The 20,957-nt window shown below is 74.3% G+C and carries 17 protein-coding genes and 1 pseudogene; 9 read left to right on the forward strand and 9 right to left on the reverse strand.

Annotation, left to right across the window (positions count from 1 at the left end; translation table 11 throughout):
* Window positions 1–273: 273 nt before the first annotated feature.
* Both AR3_RS01145 and AR3_RS01150 read right to left on the reverse strand, forming a co-directional pair.
* The gene (locus AR3_RS01145) at window positions 274–3,357 is read right to left on the reverse strand and encodes a beta propeller repeat protein (protein WP_067907017.1); all 3,084 of its coding nucleotides are present in this window, start codon (window positions 3,355–3,357) and stop codon (window positions 274–276) included.
* Between the two features lie 179 nt (window positions 3,358–3,536).
* Complete coding sequence (locus AR3_RS01150; RefSeq protein ID WP_067907019.1) at window positions 3,537–4,163, reverse strand: DUF1707 SHOCT-like domain-containing protein; 627 nt, start codon at window positions 4,161–4,163, stop codon at window positions 3,537–3,539.
* A gap of 241 nt (window positions 4,164–4,404) precedes the next feature.
* On the opposite strand from AR3_RS01150, the gene AR3_RS01155 reads away from it, so the two are divergent.
* The 3 genes and pseudogenes from AR3_RS01155 (at window position 4,405) to AR3_RS32755 (ending at window position 5,606) form a co-directional block, all read left to right on the forward strand.
* Complete coding sequence (locus AR3_RS01155; RefSeq protein WP_227023130.1) at window positions 4,405–5,022, forward strand: Uma2 family endonuclease; 618 nt, start codon at window positions 4,405–4,407, stop codon at window positions 5,020–5,022.
* A 154-nt stretch (window positions 5,023–5,176) separates the two neighbouring features.
* Window positions 5,177–5,335, forward strand: a pseudogene (locus tag AR3_RS32750) (cupin domain-containing protein); the annotation flags it as partial.
* A 160-nt stretch (window positions 5,336–5,495) separates the two neighbouring features.
* A complete protein-coding gene (locus AR3_RS32755) occupies window positions 5,496–5,606 on the forward strand; it encodes a cupin domain-containing protein (RefSeq protein WP_313819561.1) in 111 nt (36 codons plus the stop codon).
* Between the two features lie 17 nt (window positions 5,607–5,623).
* Here the strand turns inward: AR3_RS32755 and AR3_RS01160 are convergent, their stop codons facing one another.
* From AR3_RS01160 to AR3_RS01180, 5 genes are all read right to left on the reverse strand, one after another.
* Window positions 5,624–6,238 (reverse strand): GTP-binding protein, encoded by a 615-nt coding sequence (locus tag AR3_RS01160; RefSeq protein ID WP_067907020.1) that lies wholly within the window; start codon window positions 6,236–6,238, stop codon window positions 5,624–5,626.
* A complete protein-coding gene (locus AR3_RS01165) occupies window positions 6,219–6,617 on the reverse strand; it encodes a DUF742 domain-containing protein (protein ID WP_285563351.1) in 399 nt (132 codons plus the stop codon). Before AR3_RS01165 ends, AR3_RS01160 begins: the two co-directional genes overlap by 20 nt.
* Window positions 6,618–6,696: 79 nt before the next feature.
* Entirely contained in the window at window positions 6,697–7,143 is a 447-nt protein-coding gene (locus AR3_RS01170; RefSeq protein WP_067907025.1) for a roadblock/LC7 domain-containing protein, read from the reverse strand.
* The gene (locus AR3_RS32530; protein WP_067907027.1) at window positions 7,140–9,806 is read right to left on the reverse strand and encodes a sensor histidine kinase; all 2,667 of its coding nucleotides are present in this window, start codon (window positions 9,804–9,806) and stop codon (window positions 7,140–7,142) included. The genes AR3_RS01170 and AR3_RS32530 overlap by 4 nt, the downstream gene beginning before the upstream one ends.
* A gap of 298 nt (window positions 9,807–10,104) precedes the next feature.
* The gene (locus tag AR3_RS01180) at window positions 10,105–10,503 is read right to left on the reverse strand and encodes a roadblock/LC7 domain-containing protein (RefSeq protein ID WP_067907029.1); all 399 of its coding nucleotides are present in this window, start codon (window positions 10,501–10,503) and stop codon (window positions 10,105–10,107) included.
* Between the two features lie 415 nt (window positions 10,504–10,918).
* On the opposite strand from AR3_RS01180, the gene AR3_RS01185 reads away from it, so the two are divergent.
* On the forward strand, window positions 10,919–11,686 hold the full coding sequence (locus AR3_RS01185; RefSeq protein WP_227023129.1) for a sirohydrochlorin chelatase: 768 nt from the start codon (window positions 10,919–10,921) through the stop codon (window positions 11,684–11,686).
* 296 nt (window positions 11,687–11,982) lie between these two features.
* Here the strand turns inward: AR3_RS01185 and AR3_RS01190 are convergent, their stop codons facing one another.
* Window positions 11,983–12,828, reverse strand: coding sequence for an enoyl-CoA hydratase/isomerase family protein (locus AR3_RS01190; protein ID WP_067907033.1), 846 nt, complete (start codon window positions 12,826–12,828; stop codon window positions 11,983–11,985).
* Between the two features lie 12 nt (window positions 12,829–12,840).
* Window positions 12,841–13,743 carry an SDR family oxidoreductase gene (locus tag AR3_RS01195; protein ID WP_067907035.1) on the reverse strand — a complete coding sequence of 301 codons (903 nt, stop codon included), beginning with the start codon at window positions 13,741–13,743 and terminating at the stop codon, window positions 12,841–12,843.
* Window positions 13,744–14,018: 275 nt separating this feature from the next.
* Between AR3_RS01195 and AR3_RS01200 the strand changes: the two genes are divergently transcribed.
* The 5 genes from AR3_RS01200 to AR3_RS01220 all read left to right on the forward strand — a co-directional run bounded on the left by AR3_RS01200 (window position 14,019) and on the right by AR3_RS01220 (window position 20,956).
* Entirely contained in the window at window positions 14,019–14,948 is a 930-nt protein-coding gene (locus AR3_RS01200) for a glutathione S-transferase family protein (protein WP_067907037.1), read from the forward strand.
* A 198-nt stretch (window positions 14,949–15,146) separates the two neighbouring features.
* Window positions 15,147–15,818, forward strand: a complete 672-nt coding sequence (locus AR3_RS01205) for an AIM24 family protein (RefSeq protein WP_067907039.1) — start codon at window positions 15,147–15,149, stop codon at window positions 15,816–15,818.
* Window positions 15,819–16,013: 195 nt separating this feature from the next.
* A complete protein-coding gene (locus AR3_RS01210) occupies window positions 16,014–19,745 on the forward strand; it encodes a multifunctional oxoglutarate decarboxylase/oxoglutarate dehydrogenase thiamine pyrophosphate-binding subunit/dihydrolipoyllysine-residue succinyltransferase subunit (RefSeq protein ID WP_067907041.1) in 3,732 nt (1,243 codons plus the stop codon).
* A 104-nt stretch (window positions 19,746–19,849) separates the two neighbouring features.
* A complete protein-coding gene (locus AR3_RS01215) occupies window positions 19,850–20,029 on the forward strand; it encodes a DUF6104 family protein (protein WP_067907043.1) in 180 nt (59 codons plus the stop codon).
* A 102-nt stretch (window positions 20,030–20,131) separates the two neighbouring features.
* A complete protein-coding gene (locus tag AR3_RS01220; RefSeq protein WP_067907045.1) occupies window positions 20,132–20,956 on the forward strand; it encodes a DUF4097 family beta strand repeat-containing protein in 825 nt (274 codons plus the stop codon).
* Window position 20,957: the final 1 nt, after the last annotated feature.

Raw genomic sequence — 20,957 nt, forward strand, 5'->3', positions numbered from 1 at the left:
CCGGACGTCCGCTCCCGGACGGGCCGCGGGGTCATGGCGGCATGGCCCCGCGTTCAGCTCTTCCTTGCGTTCCGGTCATAGACCGCACATCGCCCACGCGGGTACGTTCCGGGCATGGTCAAAGCTGGATGCAGTTGTGGACACGGCAGCGGATGCTCCTGCCCGAAGGGCTGCTCCTGCGGCTGCAACGGTTGAGCCGCACCGCCCTTCGCGCGCGCACCGCCGCCGCGACGAGAGAGCCGACGAACGAGCCGTCGAGGGCGTGAGCGCCGGTCAGGGGGCCGCCGTCCGCCACAGGACCGGCGTCTCCCCGCGGTGGCCGGCGTCCACGCCCACGGCGAGCACGTCTCCGCCGACGGCCGCCAGCGCCGTGAACCGCTGATCCCCCGGCCCGTCGAGACCGTGGCCGTGCGCCGGGACCCGCCGCCACGCGACCCCGTCGGGCGACGCCCACATGGCCGCGTCCTGCGCGCCGGGACGGCCGACCGTGCCGGCCGCCGCGAACCCCTTGGGCGTCACCGCGGACGAGGTGATCTCCGCCCCCTGCTCGGCGCCCGGAGGCACGCTCGTCCGCCACGTCCGGCCGCCGTCGGTCGACACACCGGTGAACGCCAGCCAGCGCGCGGGCGCGCCCGGGGCCTGCGCCGTGCTGCCCCAGCCGAACCCGACCAGCAGGTCGCCGCGGGCCACCACCTGGTGGAAGGCCCCCGAGACGATGCCGGACGGCAGCGGCGGCGGCGCAGCGGCCGACCACGTCCCGCCGTCCCTCGACGTCCACACGGCGGGCAGGTAGGTGGCGGGCGCTTGCCTGCCGCGACCGGCGCCGCCGGTCGCCCGGCGGCCGCCGACGGCCACGTAGCCCTTGGAGGTGGCCGCGACGTCCCGCATCCAGGCGGGGCCCCGCAGGTCGCCCTTGCCCGCGCCGGCGCCGCGCTTCCATCGCGTGAGGTCGGCGGAACGCCAGGTGGCGATCTTCCCGCCGGACGAGCCGACGACCACGTAGCCGGACGGCCCGGAGGCGCACGCCTCCAGGAGGGCGTCCTTCGCGCCGGGGAACCGCGTCCTGCGCCATGCCGCGCCGTCGGCGGACTGGGCCGCCAACGGCGTGGTCTTGCCGTCCGGGGCGGTGACGCGTCCGACGGCGAGCCACCCCTTGGGGCCGTGGACGACGTCGCCGAACCGCTGCCGCGGCCGGCCCGGGCCGCCGACCGCCGCGCCCGCGCCGCTGATCCGGGCGCGCGTCCAGGCGTCGGGGTCCGCGGCCGGCGCGCTCCACACCGCGCCGCCGCCGCCGGTGCTGCCCACGGCGACGACGCGGCCCGCCGCCGCGCTCATCGACGTGACGGTGCGCTCGGGACGGATCACCCCCGGCACGCCGGTCAGGTCCACCGTGGTCACCGGGCGCGCGGCAGCGGCGCTCGACAGCGCCAGGTAGGGGTCGTCGCCCCGGCGTCCGGCGAGGACGGCGGCGGCGCCGGCCGCGACGGTCAGCCCGTTGACGGCGAGGCCGGTCCCCGAGCCGCCGCCCATCGCCCCGATGCCGCCGCCGACCCGCCACGAGCGCCCGTCGCCGCTGCGCAGCACCGTCCCGGCGCCGCCCTTGCCGCGCACCAGGACCGCCAGGCCCGCGGACGTTCCCGCCAGCCGCGCGACGCCGCGGTACGACGGCGCCGACACCTGCCCTGAGGGCGTCCACGTCCGCCCGTCGGCCGACGCGAAGACCACGCCGTAGCGGGTCGCGGCGCGCCGCTTCTTCCCCTTGGCGACGCGCCTGCCCTCCCGGACGACGTACACGCCGCCGGGTCCGGCCACCGGCCCGATCACGGGCCCGTAGGCCCCCTGCGCCCGCGGCAGCGCGACCTGCGTCCAGGTCCGCCCGCCGTCGGGCGACACCCACAGCCCCTCGCCGCGCCGCACGACGGTCCGCTGCCTGCGCTTGCCCTTGCCCTTCACGGTCTTGGCGGCCTTGCGGTCGAACCGGCCGTGCGCCACCAGCCCGCCGTTCCCGAGCGCCGCGACCCGGTCGAGTTCGGTGATCTCGCCGCCTCCCGGGCGGTCGAGGCGCCGCCACGACCGCCCGTCGGCCGAGGTCCACAGCACGGCGCGCTGGTCGCCCCGGAACCGCCCGGTCGGGGAATGGGCGCCCGCGGCCACGAAACCCGAGGGTGTGCGGGCCAGCGCGCTGATCCGGTCGCCGGGGCGGAACGCCGCGGACGCGCTCGCCGCCTCACGGGTCCAGACGCCGCCGTCGCGGCTGGTCCACACCGCCGTCCCGGGGGCCGTTCCGGACGGCGCGGCGGCCTCCCCCAGCGCCACCCACCGGCCCGAACCTCCGGCGACGAGCCGGGGCCGGTCGCCGGGGGCGGGCTCGTCCCCGTTCGCGGCCTTCACGCGCGCCAGCCGCCAGCTGAGGCCGGCGTCGCCGGACACCAGGAACTGCGCGCGTTCCCGGCCCGCGCCGTCGTCGACCGGCTGCTCGCCGCCCACCGCCACGACCGTCCCGCCGGACGCCGCGACCGCGGACAGCTCCTGGACCAGGCCGTCGGTCCCCGCCGGATCGGCGCCGAACAGGCGCTCGGCCGCGACGGCGGCGGGCGCCGCCGGTCCCGCGCCGCCGTCGCCGCTCCCGACCGCGTGCACGCCCGCCGCCACCGCGACGACGACCGCGACGCCGACGGCGGCGCCGGCGCCGACCAGCGCCCCGCGCGCCCCCGCCGCAACCTTCGCGCGCTCAGCGGACTGCCGCTCGGACGCGGGAGCGGGCTCGGGCTCCGCCTTCTCCGCCCGCGTCTTCGGCGAGTCCTCGGTCTCGGTCTTCGGGGCGGCCTTGCTCTTCGATCCGGTCTGCGCCTCGGCCTTCGCGTCGGCCTTGCCCTTCGAATCACCCGTGCTCTGCGAGGCGCTCTTCGCGTCGGTCGTGCTCTTCGGCTCGGTCCGGCTCTTCGGGGCGCTCTTCCGTTCGGTCTTCGGTTCGGTCTTCGGTTCGGGCTTCGGTGCGGCCTTCGCCGCCGGCTTCGGCCGGGGCTCGGGCTCGGCCTTCGATTCGGCCTCGGGGGCGGGCTCCGCCCCGGAGGCGGCGGCGTCGGCGTCATCGGACGGCTGCCAGGACAGGCCCGCGCGCCGCCAGGCCTGCTCGGCGCGCAGCCACGGCGACACGGCGCCCTTGGCGCGTCCGTTCTTGCCCCGGGCCCGCCGCTTCGGCGAAGGCGCCTCCTCTTCCAGCGTCTCGGCCGTGGTGAAGGCCAGCCGCCGCCGGATCCGCCGGGAGTCCTGCGGGCCGGCCTGGTCGGCCCCCGGTGAAGGATCCGCCCCCGCCGACGGCCGGGCGCTGTCCTGCTCAGGGGTCTGTGCCGTCACTCCCGCTCCTTCACACCCGCAGCGGTCCCGCAGGACCCGTCGTTGCCACTCGACGCCCACTCGGTGCCACTCGGCGCCCCGCTCGGCGCTCGGGTCACCATCAAACCGCGTCAGATCAGCGTCTGTACCGACAACCGCGCGATCGCCGGTCAAAGGTGCCGCGGAGCGTTTATATCGCCTCAGGCCAGGCCAAGTTGATCTTTTGCCAGGATCGTGCCTTTGTAGGCGATCCCCTGCACATGCACCACCGGCGCGTCGATCCCCGCGGCGGCGCCGTGCACTTCGCTGGACACGCCCAGCCCCGCGATCTCCAGCCGCACGTCCGGCGGGACGACGATGTCGACGCGCGACTTGTAGGCCGCCACCCGCATCACGGTGACCGACGACGCCAGCTCGACCGACCGCAGGTCGAGCACGCACGCGCCCTTGTAGACCACGACCGTGTACCGCTCCGGCAGCCGCCAGCGGCCGGTGCGGCGCACGTCGCTCTTGTAGGCCATCTGCCAGCGTCCGGCCAGGCCGGTACGGGGTCCGGGGACGACGCGGGACCGCGGCCCGTCCGCCGCCGGACGGGCCGGGCAGGCGCCGTCCCCGGCGTCGGGCAGGTCGGCGGTGAGGCGGTCGAGGTCGGCGTAGGTGCGGGCGGCCAGCACCTGGTCGATGCGCTCGTCCAGCTCGGCCTCGGTCAGCCGTCCCTCCGCGTAGGCGGTGTGCAGCAGGACGAGGCGCTCGTCGCGGTCGCGGTCGGAGGCGCGCATGGAGGACCTGGGCGTGTGCACGGGCCGCGGCCGCTGCTCGACGTTCATCGCATCGTCCCCTTCACGTCCCCTTCACGGCGCCGCGGGGACGGCGCCGCCTGACCCTGAACCCTCGTGCGGCGGGAGTCTCACGGCGAATCGACCTTGGAGCGGAAAATCGAGATACATCGTAACTCGGCTCCGCTCCGCTGGCGAGAGTTATCCGGTTCGACGCGCGCCGCGCGGCCCCGTCGGGACGAGGTCGGTTAGATTCGCGCTAGGGCCGATCTTCGGGGGGAGGGAGGCGACCGTGGGCAGCGCCGTCGGCCACGCGTACGGCCCCTACACGCTCTACGACCTGGACGCCATGCCCGACGAGGACGGGCGTCGCTACGAGCTGGCCGACGGCTGGCTGACCGAGGTGCCCGGTGACCTGTGGCACGACCACGCCGCCGCCCGGCTCCGCGACATCCTCAAGGACGCCGCCGGTCGGGCGGGCGCGGACGTGCACGTGGCGGGCGCGCCGCAGGACGTCATCACGCCGCGCGGCGTCCGCAAGCCCGACGTGTTCGTGGTCAGCCGGGAGGCGGCCCGCGCCGCCTTGGAGCGGCGCAGCCGCGCCTACTACGGCCCGGACCTGATCCTGGTGGCCGAGGTCGTCACGCCGCGCACGGGCAGCGAGCGGGTCGACCGGTGCGCCAAGGTGGCCGAGTACGCCGCGACCGGCATCCCGCACTACTGGATCGTCGACCTGGAACCGCGGCCCGCGGTGACGCTCCTGGAGCTGAGCGGCCCGGCCGGGGGCGGGCCCGCCCCCGACGGCTCCGTCTACCGCATCCTCGCGCGGGCCCGGGCCGGCGAGGAGCTGACGGTCGACCGTCCGTTCCCCATCGGCTTCGACCCGGCCCGCCTGTCGGAGATGGAGTGACCTGCTCCGCGGCGGCCCGGGCCCGGCGCCGCCCGATCGACCGCCGAGTCTGGGGCGGAGGGCGCCGCCCCGCCCTCCGCCGTGGTCGACCGCGCCCGCGTGGCGCGTGCGGACGCGCGGCGCGGGGCCGCACGGACGGCACGTGGCGCTGCTGGTGCGCCCGGACACCGCCGAGCTCCTAGACCTGCTGCCGCATCCCGAGGGCGGCTGGTTCCGCGCGACCTGGCGCACGGCGGCGCGCTTCACCCCGGACGGCTACCCCGGCGAGCGGGCGTCGGCCACCGGCATCTACTTCCCGCTGCCGCCGGGCGAGGAGTCGGTGTGGCACACCGTCCGCTCGGACGAGCTGTGGCCGTGGCACCGCGGCGGGCCGCCGGCGCTCATGCCGGGGCGGCGCCGGCGACCGCTCCGGCCCGGAGCCGGAGACGGTCGTCCTCGCCCCGGACGCGGCCGCCGGCCGGCGGCCGCAGGCGCTGGTCCCGGCCGGGACGTGGCAGGCCGCCCGTCCCGCCGGGGCCGAGGAGGCGCTGGTGAGCCGCGTCGTCTCCCCCGGTTTCGACGCCGCCGACTTCACCGCCCTGTGACGGGCGGCGGAGGCGGCTCAGTAGGTGAGCGCCCCCGGGTCGCGCCGGGCGCTCATCGACCGCATGATGTGCTCCACCAGCGTGATCAGCACCTGCTTGGCGGACTCGCGGTCGCGCACGTCGCACTCGATGACCGGCACGTACGACGGCAGGTCGAGGGCGTCGCGGACCTGCTCGGGCGAGTGCCGCGTCGCGCCGTCGAACCGGTTCACGCCGATGATGAACGGGACTCCGCGGCGTTCGAAGTAGTCCACCGAGGCGAAGCAGTCGGCGAGCCTCCGGGTGTCGACCAGCACCACCGCGCCCAGCGCCCCCTTGGCCAGCTCGTCCCACATGAACCAGAACCGGTCCTGGCCCGGGGTGCCGAACACGAACAGCACCAGGCCGTTGGGCAGCGTGATGCGGCCGAAGTCCATGGCCACCGTCGTGGTGGTCTTGTCCTGGACGGCGCTGGTGTCGTCGATCCCGATGCTCTTCTCGGTGAGCGCCTCCTCGGTCCGCAGCGGCCGGATCTCGCTCACCGCGCTCACCAGCGTGGTCTTGCCGACCCCGAACCCGCCGGCCACCAGGATCTTGACGGTCAGCGCGGAATCGCCCTGGTGCGGGCCCGCGTCAGAGCGCACGGATTCCATCGATCACTTCCTTGAGTACGCGCTCGCTGGGGAACTGGGCCACCGGCGCGGGTCGGCGGACCTGGATCAGCGAGCGGTCGAGCAGGTCGCCGAGAAGGACCCGGACGACCCCCAGGGGGAGTTCAAGTTCCGACGCTATCTCGACGACCGACAGCGGAGTACGGCAAAGCGCCAAGATCATCTCATGTTCCGGCTCCGGTGCCCACCGGTCCGCCGCCGGACCGGCGGGCGGTCCGGGCGGGACCTGCGTCGCCGCGGCGCCGCCGGCCTCGCGCGCGGCCACCGCCGCCTCGTCGGTGACGATCAGGGCGACCAGGTCGAACTGCTCGGCGCGCTGATGGTCGGTGCGGCCTCCGGTGAGCGCGTAGGGGCGCACCACCGGTCCCGCCGACTCGTCGTTCCATGCCGGGGCCCGGCGGCCCGCGTCCTCGGGCCCCGTCGGGTGCGGGCCGGCCACGTCAGACGCCGCCCGGCTCGCCGGCGCCCACCCGCGGGTCGGCCGACAGGTGCTGCCCGACCCGGGTGACGAGCATGGCCATCTCGTAGGCGATGACGCCGAGGTCGGCGCCCGCCTCCGCCAGCACGGCCAGGCACGCGCCCTGCCCGGCGGCGGTGACGAACAGGAAGGCCGACTCCATCTCCACGATGGTCTGCCGCACCGGGCCGCCCCCGAAGCTCTCCCCCGCGCCGCGGGCGAGGCTCTGGAAGCTGGCCGCCACCGCCGCCAGGTGGTCGGCCTGCTCGGGCTCCAGCCCGCTGGAGGCGGCGATGCGCAGGCCGTCGCTGGACAGCACGACCGCGTTCTGCACCTGCGCGACCCGCTGGACGAGATTGTCGAGCAGCCAGCTCAGCTCGCCGCCGGCTCCGCCCGCCGTATCCGTTCCAGCCTGTTGGGGTTGTGTCATCGGCTGTCGTCCTCCTGGGCTCGGGGTGGTTCGGCTGAGGGTTGCGGCGGGGCGCCGTCCCGCTCCGCCTCGGTGCGGCCGCGCTCCCAACCGCGCTGCATGGCGGACATCATCGAGCGAAGGCTCTCGGGCGAGCGCGGCGGGTCCGCGGCGGCCGGGCGGGCTGCGGCGGGGTCTGCGGGCGGGGCGCCGTGCTGCGGCGGCGCGGGCGGAGCGGGCAGGGGCCCGGTGTCGCCGGCCGAGGGGGCGCGGTCGACCGGGGGGCGCCGCCCGGCGGCGGCCAGCTCGGCGTCCACCCGCTCGCGCAGCTGGGGCGCGAGGTGCGTCTGGCGCCTGCGCCGCGGCAACCCGTCCTTGGTCATGAGCGGCTGGGGGGCCGGCGCCTGGGGCCGGGCCGCGCCCGCGGACGGCCCTCCCGCGTCGCCTCCGGCGGGCGGGCCTTCGACGCGACGCCGCTGCGGCAGCGCCTCCGGCGCCGCGTCCCCCGGCGGGAGCGGCGCGGGGCGCCCCGGCGTCCCCGGCTCCTCGGACGCCGGCTCGGTGGGCGCGGACGGCTCGACGGGCTCCGCGACCAGGCGCATGACGCCGGTGTGGCCGTTCGCGGCCGTCTCCGAGGCGGGCGCCGAGGCGGCCACGGGCTGCAGGATCACCTGCCGCTCCTGGCCTTCCGCGACCGGCCGCGGCGGCTCCTCCGGCTCGGGCTCGACGATGAGCGACGAGGGCAGCAGCACGACCGCCGTGGTCCCGCCGTACGGGGACGGGCGCAGCGTGACCTGGATGCCGTGGCGGCGGGCCAGCCGCGCCACCACGAACAGGCCGAGCCGGGCGCTGTCGGCCGGGTCGAACTCCGGCGGGTCGGCCAGCCGCTCGTTGGCCAGCTGCACCGCCTCGAGCGACATGCCGAGGCCCCGGTCCTCCACCTCGATGGCGAAGCCGCTGGCCACCGGATGGCCGCTGACCTGCACGGGCGACTGCGGCGGGGAGAACGCGGTGGCGTTCTCCACGATCTCGGCCAGCAGGTGCACCACGTCGGCGACCGCGGCTCCGGCCACCGCCAGCCGGGGCAGCGGCTGCACCCGGACCCGCGGGTAGTCCTCGACCTCGGCGACGGCGCCGCGCACCACGTCGACCAGCGGCACCGGCTTGCGCCAGCCGCGGCCGGACGGGCGGCCCGCGAGGATGACCAGGCCCTCGGCGTGCCGCCGCATGCGGGTGGCCAGGTGGTCCAGGCGGAACAGGTCGGCCAGCTCGGCGGGGTCCTCGGTGCGGTGCTCCATCTCGTCGAGCAGGCTGAGCTGGCGGTGCAGCAGCGCCTGGTTGCGCCGGGCCAGGTTGACGAAGACCTCGTTGATGCCGCGCCGGGCGTTGACCTCGGCGGCGGCCGCCTGCAGCACCGCGTCGCGGGCGCGCGTGAACGAGTCGGAGATCTGCCGGATCTCGTCGATCTGGTACTCGTCGAGGGGCTCCGCCTCGTCCGGGGCGATGGGCCGTCCGGCGCGCGCGTCCTCGGCGATCTGCGGCAGGCGCCGCTTGGTGAAGTCGACGACGCGGGCGGCGAGGGAGCGGCACTCGCGCAGCAGCCGCCGCGAGACGCGCGTCGCGACCACGATCGACGCGACGAGGGCCGCCATGCCGAGGACGCCCGCCACGGCGAGCCGGGCGAACACGCCGAGGGCGATGCCGCGGGCCCGTTCGGTGATGCCCTTGAGAACCTGGTTCTCAAAGCGGTACAGGCGGTCGAGGACGGGGTGGGCGGCCGCGTGCCAGTCCGCCGCCTCGATCGGCGGCTTCATGAACGCGGCGGGGTCGCCGACGGAGGCGCCGCCGCGCGCCGCGGCGCCGGTGAGGCCGGTGCGCGCGGGGACCCGGGCGGCCGGGATCGCCGCGTGCAGGACCCGCTCCTCCAGGGCGTTCAGCCGGGCGAACTCCGGCGCGGTGACGAGCCGGTCGTACCGGGAGCGGTCGGCGGCGGGCAGGCTCGGCACCGTGTCGGCGTAGGCGTTCCGCTGGACGCCGACGAACTGGGCGAACTGCGCGCGTTCGGCGGCGGTGAGGCGGCCGGCGGCCAGCGCGCCGGTGATCAGGGCGTCCTCGCGGGCCAGGTACTCGCGGGCCCGGGTGAGCTGCAGCAGCGTGCGGGACTCGGCGGTGATGCGCGGGTCCTCCGGGGTGACGGCGCCGTAGACCGCGAACGCGGCGTCGATGACGGCGGTGTAGTCGTTCATGACCCGGGTCCGCTCGGCGCCCCGCGCGTCGACGAGACGGCGCAGCGCGTCCAGCTCGCCCAGCCGGCGCAGCAGCGCGTCCAGGCGCGCGCGGACGGGCGGTTCGATCACGCCGCGCGTGTCGGAGTCCTTGCTGTAACGCTCCACGGTCGCGCGCAGGCGGTCGGTGGCGCGGCGCTGGGCGGCCAGCTCGGCGCGCGGCGCCGCGGCGCGGCCGACCGCGGCGGCCATCGACAGGCGGCGCTCCTTCTGCAGGGCGTCGATCAGCCGCTGGGTGGGCAGCAGCGTCCGGTCCTGGAGCTTGCCGCTCTCCAGCAGCTCCTTGGCGTCGCCGAAGCTGATGGCGGTCAGGTAGGCCCACAGCGCGACGAGCGACACCAGCGGCACGAGGAGCATCAGCGCGACCCTCGACCGGATGGAGGTCAGACGGCGTGGCATCACGGCTGGCGCACCCTGTGCGGGGGGATGGTCGCGGGCAGTCGGGGGGACGACATGCGGGGGAACCTCCCGAATGCAGCGTTTGCGGGGGCCTGCCGGAGCCTACTACGGCGGCTCCGCGATGCCGATCTTCGGCGCCCGCCGCCCGAGCAGGGGAAAGCGCGCGCCGCGCCCGGACGGGCGCGTGCGACCGCGGGCTCCATGGACGAGCGGTACGGCGTCGCGGCACGCCGGCGGGCGGGCCGACGCGCGCGCAGCAGCGGCGGGACGGCCCGCCCGCCGGCCATCAGGCACCTCCTCAGCCGAACCTCGGATCGACGTGCAGGTGCGTGCCCACCCGCTTGATCAGCACGGCCATCTCGTAGGCGATCAGCCCGGCGTCGGCGTCGGCGTCGGCCAGCACGGCCAGGCAGGAGCCGTCGCCCGCGGCCGTCACGAACAGCAGGACGTTGTCCATCTCGATGATGGTCTGGCGGACGTTGCCGCCGCCGAAGTGCCGTCCGGCACCCCGCGCCAGGCTCTGCACGCCGGCGGCCAGCGCCGCCAGGTGCTCGGCGTCCTCGCGGGCCAGCTCGCGGGAGGCGGCGACGGCCAGGCCGTCCCGGGACAGCAGCACCGCCTGCCGGACCGCCGGCACGCGCTCGGCGAAGTCGTTGACCAGCCAGTTCAGCTCACCGGTCGCGGTGTTGTGCGTCATCTTTCCCTCGTCGGTCGGCAGGCCCCCGGCGTCCGCGTCGGCCGATTTTCGGACGCGTCCCCGGCCCCTGAAAGCGCCGCAGACATTACCAGCCGCTTTGCCGCTTTTCCACGAAACCGCCATATGGGGCGGTGATGGTCGTCACCCACCGGCGACCCCGAGGAAGATGTCGCATTTGCGAAATTTGTCGGTATTGACACCTGATGTCGCGCAGGTCGGGGCGGCCGGCGCGGGGCGCCGCGGCGCGGTCCGACCGGGGCCGAACCTGTGAGATGATGCGCGGACCGGTCCTCGGACGACGCCGAACGGCGTTACGATTCCCGCCGTGAGTCCCGAAACCCAGGCATCCGAGGCACTTCCGTCGAGACGCCGCCGCACACCCCGCGGCGGCCGGCACCGGGGCCCCGAATCCTTCTTGCTCCCCCCGGGCGCTCCCCCGCTCGTCCTGGCCGTCCCGGGGCCTGCCACGGGCGGAGGCGGCGCGATCGCGTCCGAACTGGCCGTGCTGGTGGAGACCGAGCAGACCGGGCAACCCGCTCTGGTCGGCCACCTCGAGGGCGAGGAGGCGTCGCTGCGGTCGGTTCTGGCGGGCGTGCGGCGGCAGCGTCCCGAGGAGCCCGCCGCCGTGGTGGTGCCGCTGATGACCGGCCCGCACCCCCGCATCGACCCCCTGCTGCGCGACGCGGTGGCGTCCGCGCCCGAGCCCGTCCTGCTCGCCGAGCCGCTCGGCCCGCACCCCCAGATCGCCGCGGCCCTGCACGAACGGCTGGCCGAGGCCGGGCTGGCCCGCGCCGACCGCATCCGCATGATGAGCATGGTGACGGCCGCCAGCGGCTTCCTCGTCGTCACCCCCGGCGAGCAGGCCGCGCTGCGGCAGGCCGAGGTCACCAGCGTGCTGCTGGCCTCGCGGCTGGCCGCCCCGGTCTTCACCGCCCTGCTGGACGATCCCGCCGGCATCGACGCCGCGGTCCGGCAGCTGCGCGACGCGGGCGCCAACCGGCTGGCCATCGCCCCGTACGTCGTCGACGGAGAGCCGTACCGGGAGGCCATCGCGGCCGCGGCGGCCCGCGCCCAGGCCGAGTACGCCGCCCCGATCGGCGCCCACCCGGCCCTGGCGGAGCTGGCCGCGCTCCGCTACACCGAGGCCATGGAGCGGGCCCTGACCGCTCTGGAGCGCCGCTGACGGGACGGTCCCGTCGGCGCGGGCGCGCCATCGCGGCATCTCGGCTCCGCGGGGCTCACGCCGCCCCGCCGTGTCGCCGTGCCCTGCCGCCCGGCCGCGCGACGACGGCCGAGGCCGCCGCACCGCCCTGCCCGCCTGTCGGCGCCGCGTGACGACCGCCGTAAGAGACGTGCGCACGGCCGCCCCCGCCCCATCCGTATCCATCCGCACAGAGCCCCCGTCGCGGCCGTCGCCGCCCATGGACGATGCGCGTCAGGCGTGCCGTCCCTCGGCGGGTGCGGCACGCCTGACCCGCGTCACCGGTTCCTGAACTTGGGCGGGCGCTTCTCCATGGTCGCGGCCATGCCCTCGGCCAGGTCCTCGGTGAAGAACGCCAGCGTCTGGGCGCCGGTCTCGGCCGCGAGCTGCGCGCGCAGCCCCGGCGCGTCCAGCGACAGGTTGAGCAGCTCCTTGGTGCGGCGCAGCCCGTAGGGCGACTTGGCGAGCAGCTCGTCCGCCAGCGCCAGCGCGCCCGCCAGGTCCCCGCCCTCCTCGACGATCTCGGTGACCAGGCCGAGCTCCGCCGCCCGACGCGCGTCCAGCCGCTGCGCCCGGTAGAGGATCTCGGCGGCGCGTGCCGGGCCGACCAGCCGGGGCAGCAGCCACGACAGCCCGCAGTCGCCCGCCGACAGGCCGAGGTCGACGAACGGCACCACGAACGTCGTCGTGGGGTCGGCCACCCGCAGGTCGCAGGCCAGCGCCCAGGACACCGCCATGCCCGCCACCGGCCCGTGCAGCGCCGCGATCACCGGCTGCGGGATCTCCCGCAGCCGCGCCGTCACCTCGCCGCCGCGGGCGATGCCCCGGTGGATCCGCTGCGCGCGGCCCTCGCCGCCCCGGTCGTCCCCGCCGTCGCCCGTGCCGTCGCCCTCGCCGTCGCCCGTGCCGTCGTCGGCGCCGCCGCCGCGCAGGTCCATGCCCGCCGAGAAGCCGCGTCCCTCGCCGGTGAGCACCACGACCCGGGTCTCGGCGTCGCGCATCAGCTCGTTGAGGACGTCGATCATCTCCTCGGTCACCGCGGCGGTGATCGCGTTGAGCCGCTCCGGGCGGGACAGGGTGATCACCAGCACCCCGTCCCGCCGGTCGAGCCTGAGATCGCCCATCGCGGCCGGCGGTCAGGACCCGAGGTGCTGGATCAGCGGGCCCATCTGCTCGCCGGGGTTCTTCGGCACGGTGTACGGCTCCTGGGCGTTGATCGCGTCCCAGTTGTCGCGGATCGCCTCCACCGTCAGGTCGCCCTTGGTGCTCCAGCCCGGGCCCTCGGCCACGAACACCCGGGCCACGCGGCCGCCGCCCACCGTGTAGACCTCGCCGCTGACCGGCACGCTCTCGTGCGCCAGGTAGGCCACCAGCGGGGTGACCTTGTCGACGCCGAGCTTCTCGGCGGCGTCGGCGGGGAACAGGTCCTCGGTCATCCGGGTCCACGCCACGGGCGCGATCGCGTTGGCCTTGATGCCGTACTTGGCCCCCTCGTGGGCGAGCGTCCGGGTGAACCCGACCAGGCCCATCTTGGCGGAGGCGTAGTTGGCCTGCCCGAAGTTGCCGAACAGCCCCGCGGGCGACGAGGTGTTGACGATGCGCCCGTAGCCGTTCTCGCGCAGATGCGGCCAGGCCGCCTTGGTGACCAGGAACGAGCCGCGCAGGTGCACCGCGATGACCGCGTCGAACTCCTCGACCGTCATGTTCTTGAACGACCGGTCGCGGAGGATGCCCGCGTTGTTGATGACGATGTCGACCCTGCCGAACGCCTCGAGCGCCGCGCGCACGATGGCCTCGGCCCCCTCGGGGGTGGCCACGTTGTCGGGGCTGGCCACGGCCTCGCCGCCGTTCTTGCGGATCTCCTCGACGACCTCCTGGGCCGGACCGGCGGAGGCGCCGACGCCGGAGCGGTCCCCGCCCAGGTCGTTGACCACCACCTTGGCGCCGCGCGCGGCCAGCTCCAGCGCGTGCTGGCGGCCGAGGCCGTGGCCCGCCCCGGTGACGACCGCGACCCTGCCGTCGTAGCGCAGTTCCGACATCCCGCTCTCCTCACATCGCACCGACACGTCGACGGGTGTGTCCCCCAGGTAATCACTCCGGGGTTACCCAGTGGTACCACCCGACCGAATCCGGCTCGGCCGCGCCCCCGGCCGTGCGCGTCCCGGCCCGGCGGCGGCGAAACGGCGGCGCCCCCTCTCACCAGGGCGCCGGAGCACTGCGGCATGGATACCCTCCGCGCGGGGTGGCGATCCCCCGGCCGTCCCGGCACGCTTGTGGGGACGGCCGATCACGCGAGGAACCCCAGGGGTGCCGGATGACGGGAATCATCGCCAAGGAGATCAAGGGCGGCCGGTTCGTGCGGCAGGCCAACCGCTTCACCGACCGGATCACCGCGGACGGCTCCAGCGGGTACCCCGCCGAGCCCGGCCGCTACCGGCTGTTCGTCTCCTACGCCTGCCCCTGGGCGCAGCGCACCCTGATCGTCCGGCGGCTGCTGGGCCTGGAGGACGTGATCGGCCTCGGCGTGGTCGACCCGATCCGCGACGACCGCGGCTGGCGCTTCCCCGAGCCCGACCCGGTGACCGGCGCGACCTTCCTCGCCGAGCTCTACCGGGCCACCGACCCGTCCTACGACGGCCGCGTCACGGTCCCGTGCGTGTGGGACACCCGCACGGAGCGGATGGTCACCAACGACTTCCCGGCCATCACCACGACGATGGAGCTGGAGTTCGCCGCCCACCACGCGCCCGGCGCCCCGGACCTGTACCCCGAGGAGCTGCGCACCGAGATCGACGAGCTGAACGAGCTGATCTACACGACGGTCAACAACGGCGTGTACAAGGCCGGGTTCGCCACCTCGCAGGAGGCGTACGACGAGGCCGTGGACGCGCTGTTCGACACCCTCGACCGCCTGGAGGAGCGCCTGGCGACCCGGCGCTACCTGATGGGCGACCGGATCACCGAGGCCGACGTGCGGCTCTACCCCACCCTGGCCCGCTTCGACCTCGTCTACTACGGGCACTTCAAGTGCAACCTGCGGCGGCTGGCCGACTACCCGAACCTGTGGGGGTACGCCCGCGACCTGTACTCGCTGCCCGCCTTCGGCGAGACCACGAACTTCGACCACATCAAGCGGCACTACTACGCGACACAGCGCAACGTGAACCCCTCCGGCGTGGTGCCCAAGGGCCCGATCATCGACTGGACGGAGCCGCACGACCGCGCACGTCTCACCGCGAGCTGACCGCGCCGCGGAGCCGCGGCCGAGACGCCCGCGACGACGCGGTTCTCGGCGGCGCCGCGCCGCGCGTCACACCGACGCCCCGTGTTCCGTCCGGAACCCGCAGGCTCTGCGAGGGCGTCATACGTCCTGCGGGACGGGGTCCGCGCGACGCCCGTCCCGCGAGGCATCACACGAGCACACCGACGAAAAGGGGCGCCCATGCGCAGCGCGTTCTTCGGCAACATGGACCAGGGCCAGCAGCTTCCCGGCCATTTCGCCCTGCAGAACCCCAAGATGCTCCGCGTCCATCTCAACGGCGATGTGCTGGCCCGCCAGGGCTCCATGGTCGCCTTCCAGGGGCAGATGGACTTCGAGTACGAGGGCGCCGGGGGCATCGGCAAGTTCATGAAGAAGGCGCTCACCGGCGAGGGCGTCCCCACGATGCGGGTCAAGGGGCAGGGCCTGCTGTTCCTGGCCCACGACGCCGACGACATCCACCTGTTCTACCTGGAGAACGAGGGCCTGACGGTCAACGGCTCCAACATCCTGGCCTACGACGCGCACCTGCAGTCCGACATCAAGCGCGTGCAGGGCGCGGGCATCGCCGCGGGCGGGCTGTTCAACACCACCCTCACCGGCACGGGATGGGTGGCGATCACCACGCACGGCACCCCGGTCATGCTCGACTGCGGCCGCGCGCCGACGTTCGTCGACGGCCAGTCCGCGGTGGCGTGGAGCAGCCACCTGCAGGTCGGCGTCAACCGCACCTTCAAGATGGGGGCGCTGATCGGCCGCGGCAGCGGGGAGGCCATGCAGCTGGCCTTCCAGGGGCAGGGCTTCGTGCTCGTCCAGGCCAGCGAGGGCCCGACCGTCCCGCCGCACACCCACTGAGCGGCGACGGTTCAGGGCCGTCGCGGGTTTGCAAAGATGTTGACGAATCCGCCGTGCCCGATTGGGCGAGATCTACCGTAACGCGGTCCCGCGGGGCGGGGCGCAGCCGTCGCGGCGTCCGCGGCGGACGAGTGCGAGTAGCCTTAAGTCGTCTCAGAACACACCTGCGAGCTGCGGAAGAGGGCGATCTCCGCCGTGTCGACAGAGTCGCACACAAGTGCCGACCCCAAGCACACAGATTTCGGTGCCAATGAGTGGCTGGTCGACGAGCTGTACCAGAAGTACCTCGAAGACCCGAACTCCGTAGACGAAGCGTGGTGGAGCTTCTTCGCGGACTACCGGCCGGACACCCGGCCGTCCGCGGCCTCCGCCGACGCCGCCCAGGCCACCGACGGAGCGGCCGTGACGGCCGCCAACGGCACCGCGGCCGCCCCGCCGACACAGCAGCAGCCGTCCGCGCCCAAGGTCGAGGCCGCGCCGAAGGCCGCGGCCAAGCCCGCGGCCAGGCCCGAAGCCAAGCCCGAAGCCAAGAAGGCCCCGGCCGTCCCGGTGCCGGCGGACGCCGAAGAGATCCGGATGCGCGGCGTGGCGGCCCGCACCGCCGCGAACATGGACGCCAGCCTGGCGGTGCCCACGGCCACCAGCGTCCGTGCGGTCCCGGCCAAGCTGCTGATCGACAACCGGATCGTCATCAACAACCACCTGAAGCGGGGCCGCGGGGGCAAGGTCTCGTTCACCCATCTCATCGGCTACGCCGTCGTGCGGGCGCTGCAGGCGATGCCGGAGATGAACTACGGCTACACCGAGGTCGACGGCAAGCCGACGCTGATCAAGCCGGCGCACGTCAACCTGGGCCTGGCCATCGACCTGCAGAAGGACGACGGCACCCGGCAGCTGGTCGTGCCCAACATCAAGGCGGCCGAGACGCTGGACTTCCGCCAGTTCTGGGCCGCCTACGAGGAGATCGTCCGCAAGGCGCGCGGCGGCAAGCTGACGCTGGAGGACTTCCAGGGCACGACGATCAGCCTGACCAACCCCGGCACGATCGGCACCGTGCACTCGGTGCCGCGGCTGATGCCCGGCCAGGGCTGCATCATCGGCGTGGGCGCCATGGAGTACCCGGCCGAGTTCGCCGGGGCGTCCGCCGAGACCCTGGCGCGCAACGGCATCAGCAAGGTCATGACGCTGACGTCGACCTACGACCACCGCATCATCCAGGGCGCGCAGTCCGGCGAGTTCCTGCGCCGCATCCACCAGCTCCTGCTGGGCGAGGACGGCTTCTACGACGAGATCTTCGAGGCGCTGCGCATCCCGTACGAGCCGGTGCGCTGGGTGCAGGACATCTCGGCCAGCCACGAGGACGACGTGGCCAAGGTCGCCCGCGTCCACGAGCTGATCCACGCCTACCGGGTCCGCGGCCACCTCATGGCCGACACCGACCCACTGGAGTACAAGCAGCGCCGCCACCCCGACCTGGACATCCTCGAGCACGGCCTCACCCTGTGGGACCTGGAGCGCGAGTTCGCCACCGGCGGGTTCGGCGGCAAGCCGACCATGAAGCTGCGCGACATCCTGGGCGTGCTGCGCATGGCGTACTGCCGCACGGTCGGCATCGAGTACATGCACATCCAGGACCCCGAGGAGCGGGCCTGGATCCAGGAGCGCGTCGAGGTCCCCCACGAGAAGCCGACGCGCGAGGAGCAGCTGCACATCCTGCGCCGCCTCAACAGCGCCGAGGCGTTCGAGACGTTCCTGCAGACCAAGTTCGTCGGGCAGAAGCGGTTCTCGCTGGAGGGCGGCGAGTCGCTGATCCCGCTGCTGGACGCGGTGATCTCGTCGGCCGCGCAGGCCCACCTCGACGAGGTCGTCATCGGCATGGCGCACCGCGGCCGGCTGAACGTGCTGGCCAACATCGTCGGCAAGTCCTACGGGCAGATCTTCGGCGAGTTCGAGGGCAACCTGGACCCGCGCAGCGCCCAGGGCTCGGGCGACGTGAAGTACCACCTGGGCGCCGAGGGCGACTTCGTGGCCCCCGACGGCTCGAAGATCCGCACCTCGCTGGTGGCCAACCCGTCCCACCTGGAGTGCGTCGACCCCGTGCTGGAGGGGGTCGTCCGCGCCAAGCAGGACATCCTGGACGTGGGCGAGGCGGGCTTCACCGTCCTGCCGATCCTCATCCACGGGGACGCCGCGTTCGCCGGGCAGGGCGTGGTGGCCGAGACGCTGAACCTGTCGCAGCTGCGCGGCTACCGCACCGGCGGCACCGTGCACGTGGTGGTCAACAACCAGGTCGGGTTCACCACCGCGCCGGAGTACTCGCGGTCCACCGTCTACTCCACCGACGTGGCCCGGATGATCCAGGCGCCGATCTTCCACGTCAACGGGGACGACCCGGAGGCGTGCGCGCGGGTGGCGCGGCTGGCCTTCGAGTACCGGCAGACCTTCAAGAAGGACGTCGTCATCGACATGGTCTGCTACCGGCGGCGCGGGCACAACGAGTCCGACAACCCCTCGTTCACCCAGCCGCTGATGTACGACCTGATCGACGCCAAGCGGTCGGTGCGCAAGCTGTACACCGAGGCGCTGATCGGCCGCGGCGACATCACGGTCGAGGAGGCCGAGGCGGCGCTGCGCGACTACCAGGAGCGGCTGGAGCGGGCGTTCACCGAGACCCGGGAGGCGGCCAAGCGGCCGCCGGAGCCGGGGTCGGTGGTCAAGCCGGACGTCGAGGAGCGCATCCCGATCGACCACGCCGGCGTCGACACGGCCATCTCGCAGGAGACGGTCAAGCGGATCATCCAGTCGCAGGTCACGCTGCCGGAGGGCTTCAACGTGCACCCGCGGCTGCAGCCGATCCTGCAGCGCCGGGTGCAGATGGTCGAGGAGAACTCGATCGACTGGGCCACCGGGGAGCTGCTGGCGTTCGGGTCGCTGCTCATCGACGGGCACCCGGTGCGGCTGGTCGGCCAGGACTCGCGGCGCGGCACGTTCGGCCAGCGGCACGCGGTGCTGGTGGACCGCAAGACCGGCGAGGAGTACACCCCGCTCAAGCAGTTCGGGCAGGGCGTGTCGAAGTTCTACGTGCACGACTCGCTGCTCAGCGAGTACGCCGCGATGGGCTTCGAGTACGGGTACGCGATGACCCGGCCGGACGCGCTGGTGTGCTGGGAGGCCCAGTTCGGCGACTTCGCCAACGGCGCCCAGTCGGTCGTCGACGAGTACATCTCGTCCGGTGAGCAGAAGTGGGGCCAGCGCTCGGGCGTGGTGCTGCTGCTGCCGCACGGCTACGAGGGCCAGGGCCCGGACCACTCCTCGGCGCGCATCGAGCGCTACCTGCAGCTGTGCGCCGAGGACAACATGACCGTGGTCTACCCGAGCACCCCGGCGAACTACTTCCACCTGCTGCGCTGGCAGGTGAAGTCGCAGCGGCAGAAGCCGCTGATCGTGTTCACGCCCAAGTCGCTGCTGCGGCTCAAGGCGGCGATGTCGCCGGTCGACAAGATCACCGGCGGGTCGTTCGAGCCGGTCATCGGCGAGACGTCCGCGGACGTCGACCCGTCGCGGGTGCGCAGGGTCGTGCTGACGTCCGGCAAGGTGTACTACGAGGCGGCGGCGGCGCGGAAGGCCGCGGGCGACACCGAGACCGCCCTGATCCGCGTCGAGCGGCTCTACCCGCTGCCGCTGGACGAGATCAAGGCGGAGCTGGCCAAGTACCCGGCCGACGCCGAGCTGATCTGGCTGCAGGAGGAGCCGGCGAACATGGGCGCCTGGCCGTTCATCGCGCTCAAGCTCGGGCCGCAGCTGGACGGCCGGCCGCTCAACCGGGTGTCGCGGCGGGCGGCCTCGTCCCCGGCGGTCGGCTCGGCCAAGCTGCACCAGGTCGAGCAGGAGGCCCTGCTGGCCCGGCTGTTCGGCGACGCGAAGTAGGCGACCGGTTCACGGCGAGTGGTCACCGGCTGAGGGTCGAGGGCTCCGGAGCGCGCGACCGCGCCCGGAGCCCTCGCCTTTGCCGCATATGGGAGAGAGAGGCGATGTACTTCACCGACCGGGGGATCGAGGAGCTGACTGAGCGGCGCGGCGAGGAGGAGGTCACCCTGAGCTGGCTGGCCGAGCGGCTGCGCGAGTTCGTCGACCTGAACCCCGACTTCGAGACGCCCGTCGACCGTCTGGCGACCTGGTTGGCCCGGCTGGACGACGAGGACGAGGAGTAGCCCGCCGCCGTCGGACGCGGAACGCGATACATCTTGCCTTTCCAAGAACGCGACATATCGTGTTTACTGGAAGTCGGTCACGGACGAAGGGCGAATGTCGCGATGCCGCGCTGGACGATCGAGGAACCGACCTCCCTGGAGTTCGACGGCGTGGTGGCGCTCAAGGCCACGCTGATCGCCGGGAGCGTCTGCGTGCTGGCCGGCGGCGAGCGGCCGTCGGTCCTGGTGGACGAGGTCGAGGGGCCGCCGCTGGTGGTCGCCCACGAGGCCGGGATGCTGAACATCAGCCACGAGCGCCTGTGGGAGGGCGTGCTGACCTGGCTGCGCACCCAGCGCTGCCGGGCCGTGGTGACCGTCACCGTGCCGCACGACTGCCCGGTCACCGTGAACCTGGTGTCCGCGGACGCCGTGATCACCGGGCTGTCGGCCCGCACGTCCCTGAAGACCGCCTCGGGCGACGTCACCCTCGACGGGGTCACCGGAGAGATCGACGTGGGCACCGTGTCCGGCGCGATCGAGGCGCAGGGGCTGGACGGGCGGGTGGCGTTCACGTCCGTCTCCGGCGACCTGGCCCTGGCCGGCGGCTCGGTCGAGGCGCTCACCGCCCGCACCGTCAGCGGCCGGATCGCCGTGGACGTCGACCTGCCCGGCGGCGACCTTGAGATCAACACCGTGTCCGGGGAGGTGGCGCTGCGCGTCCCCGAGACCGTCTCGGCCGAGGTGACGCTGAACTCGGCGGCCGGACGGATCGAGTCCTCCTTCCCGGGCCTGGAACGCCAGGACCGCCCCATCGGCCGCGCCCTCGCCGGCAGGCTCGGCGACGGCGCCGGCCGGCTGGCGGTGACCACCGTGTCGGGCGGCGTCACCCTGCTCGGCCGCGCCCCCGGTGACGCCGACGGCGCCACCGCACCCGGAATGGAGAAGTGAG

It is taken from the genome of Actinomadura rubrobrunea NBRC 15275 (assembly GCF_001552235.1).
Taxonomy (GTDB): Bacteria; Actinomycetota; Actinomycetes; order Streptosporangiales; family Streptosporangiaceae; genus Spirillospora; species Spirillospora viridilutea.

What these genes read in the sequence shown, in the direction of transcription:
- AR3_RS01150 (WP_067907019.1), bottom strand. Translation starts at nt 4,163, where the DNA reads ATGAACGTCGAGCAGCGGCCGCGGCCCGTGCACACGCCCAGGTCCTCC.
- AR3_RS01160 (WP_067907020.1), bottom strand. Translation starts at nt 6,238, where the DNA reads ATGGAATCCGTGCGCTCTGACGCGGGCCCGCACCAGGGCGATTCCGCG.
- AR3_RS01170 (WP_067907025.1), bottom strand. Translation starts at nt 7,143, where the DNA reads ATGACACAACCCCAACAGGCTGGAACGGATACGGCGGGCGGAGCCGGC.
- AR3_RS32530 (WP_067907027.1), bottom strand. Translation starts at nt 9,806, where the DNA reads ATGCCACGCCGTCTGACCTCCATCCGGTCGAGGGTCGCGCTGATGCTC.
- AR3_RS01180 (WP_067907029.1), bottom strand. Translation starts at nt 10,503, where the DNA reads ATGACGCACAACACCGCGACCGGTGAGCTGAACTGGCTGGTCAACGAC.
- AR3_RS01190 (WP_067907033.1), bottom strand. Translation starts at nt 12,828, where the DNA reads ATGGGCGATCTCAGGCTCGACCGGCGGGACGGGGTGCTGGTGATCACC.
- AR3_RS01195 (WP_067907035.1), bottom strand. Translation starts at nt 13,743, where the DNA reads ATGTCGGAACTGCGCTACGACGGCAGGGTCGCGGTCGTCACCGGGGCG.
- AR3_RS01200 (WP_067907037.1), top strand. Translation starts at nt 14,019, where the DNA reads ATGACGGGAATCATCGCCAAGGAGATCAAGGGCGGCCGGTTCGTGCGG.
- AR3_RS01205 (WP_067907039.1), top strand. Translation starts at nt 15,147, where the DNA reads ATGCGCAGCGCGTTCTTCGGCAACATGGACCAGGGCCAGCAGCTTCCC.
- AR3_RS01215 (WP_067907043.1), top strand. Translation starts at nt 19,850, where the DNA reads ATGTACTTCACCGACCGGGGGATCGAGGAGCTGACTGAGCGGCGCGGC.
- AR3_RS01220 (WP_067907045.1), top strand. Translation starts at nt 20,132, where the DNA reads ATGCCGCGCTGGACGATCGAGGAACCGACCTCCCTGGAGTTCGACGGC.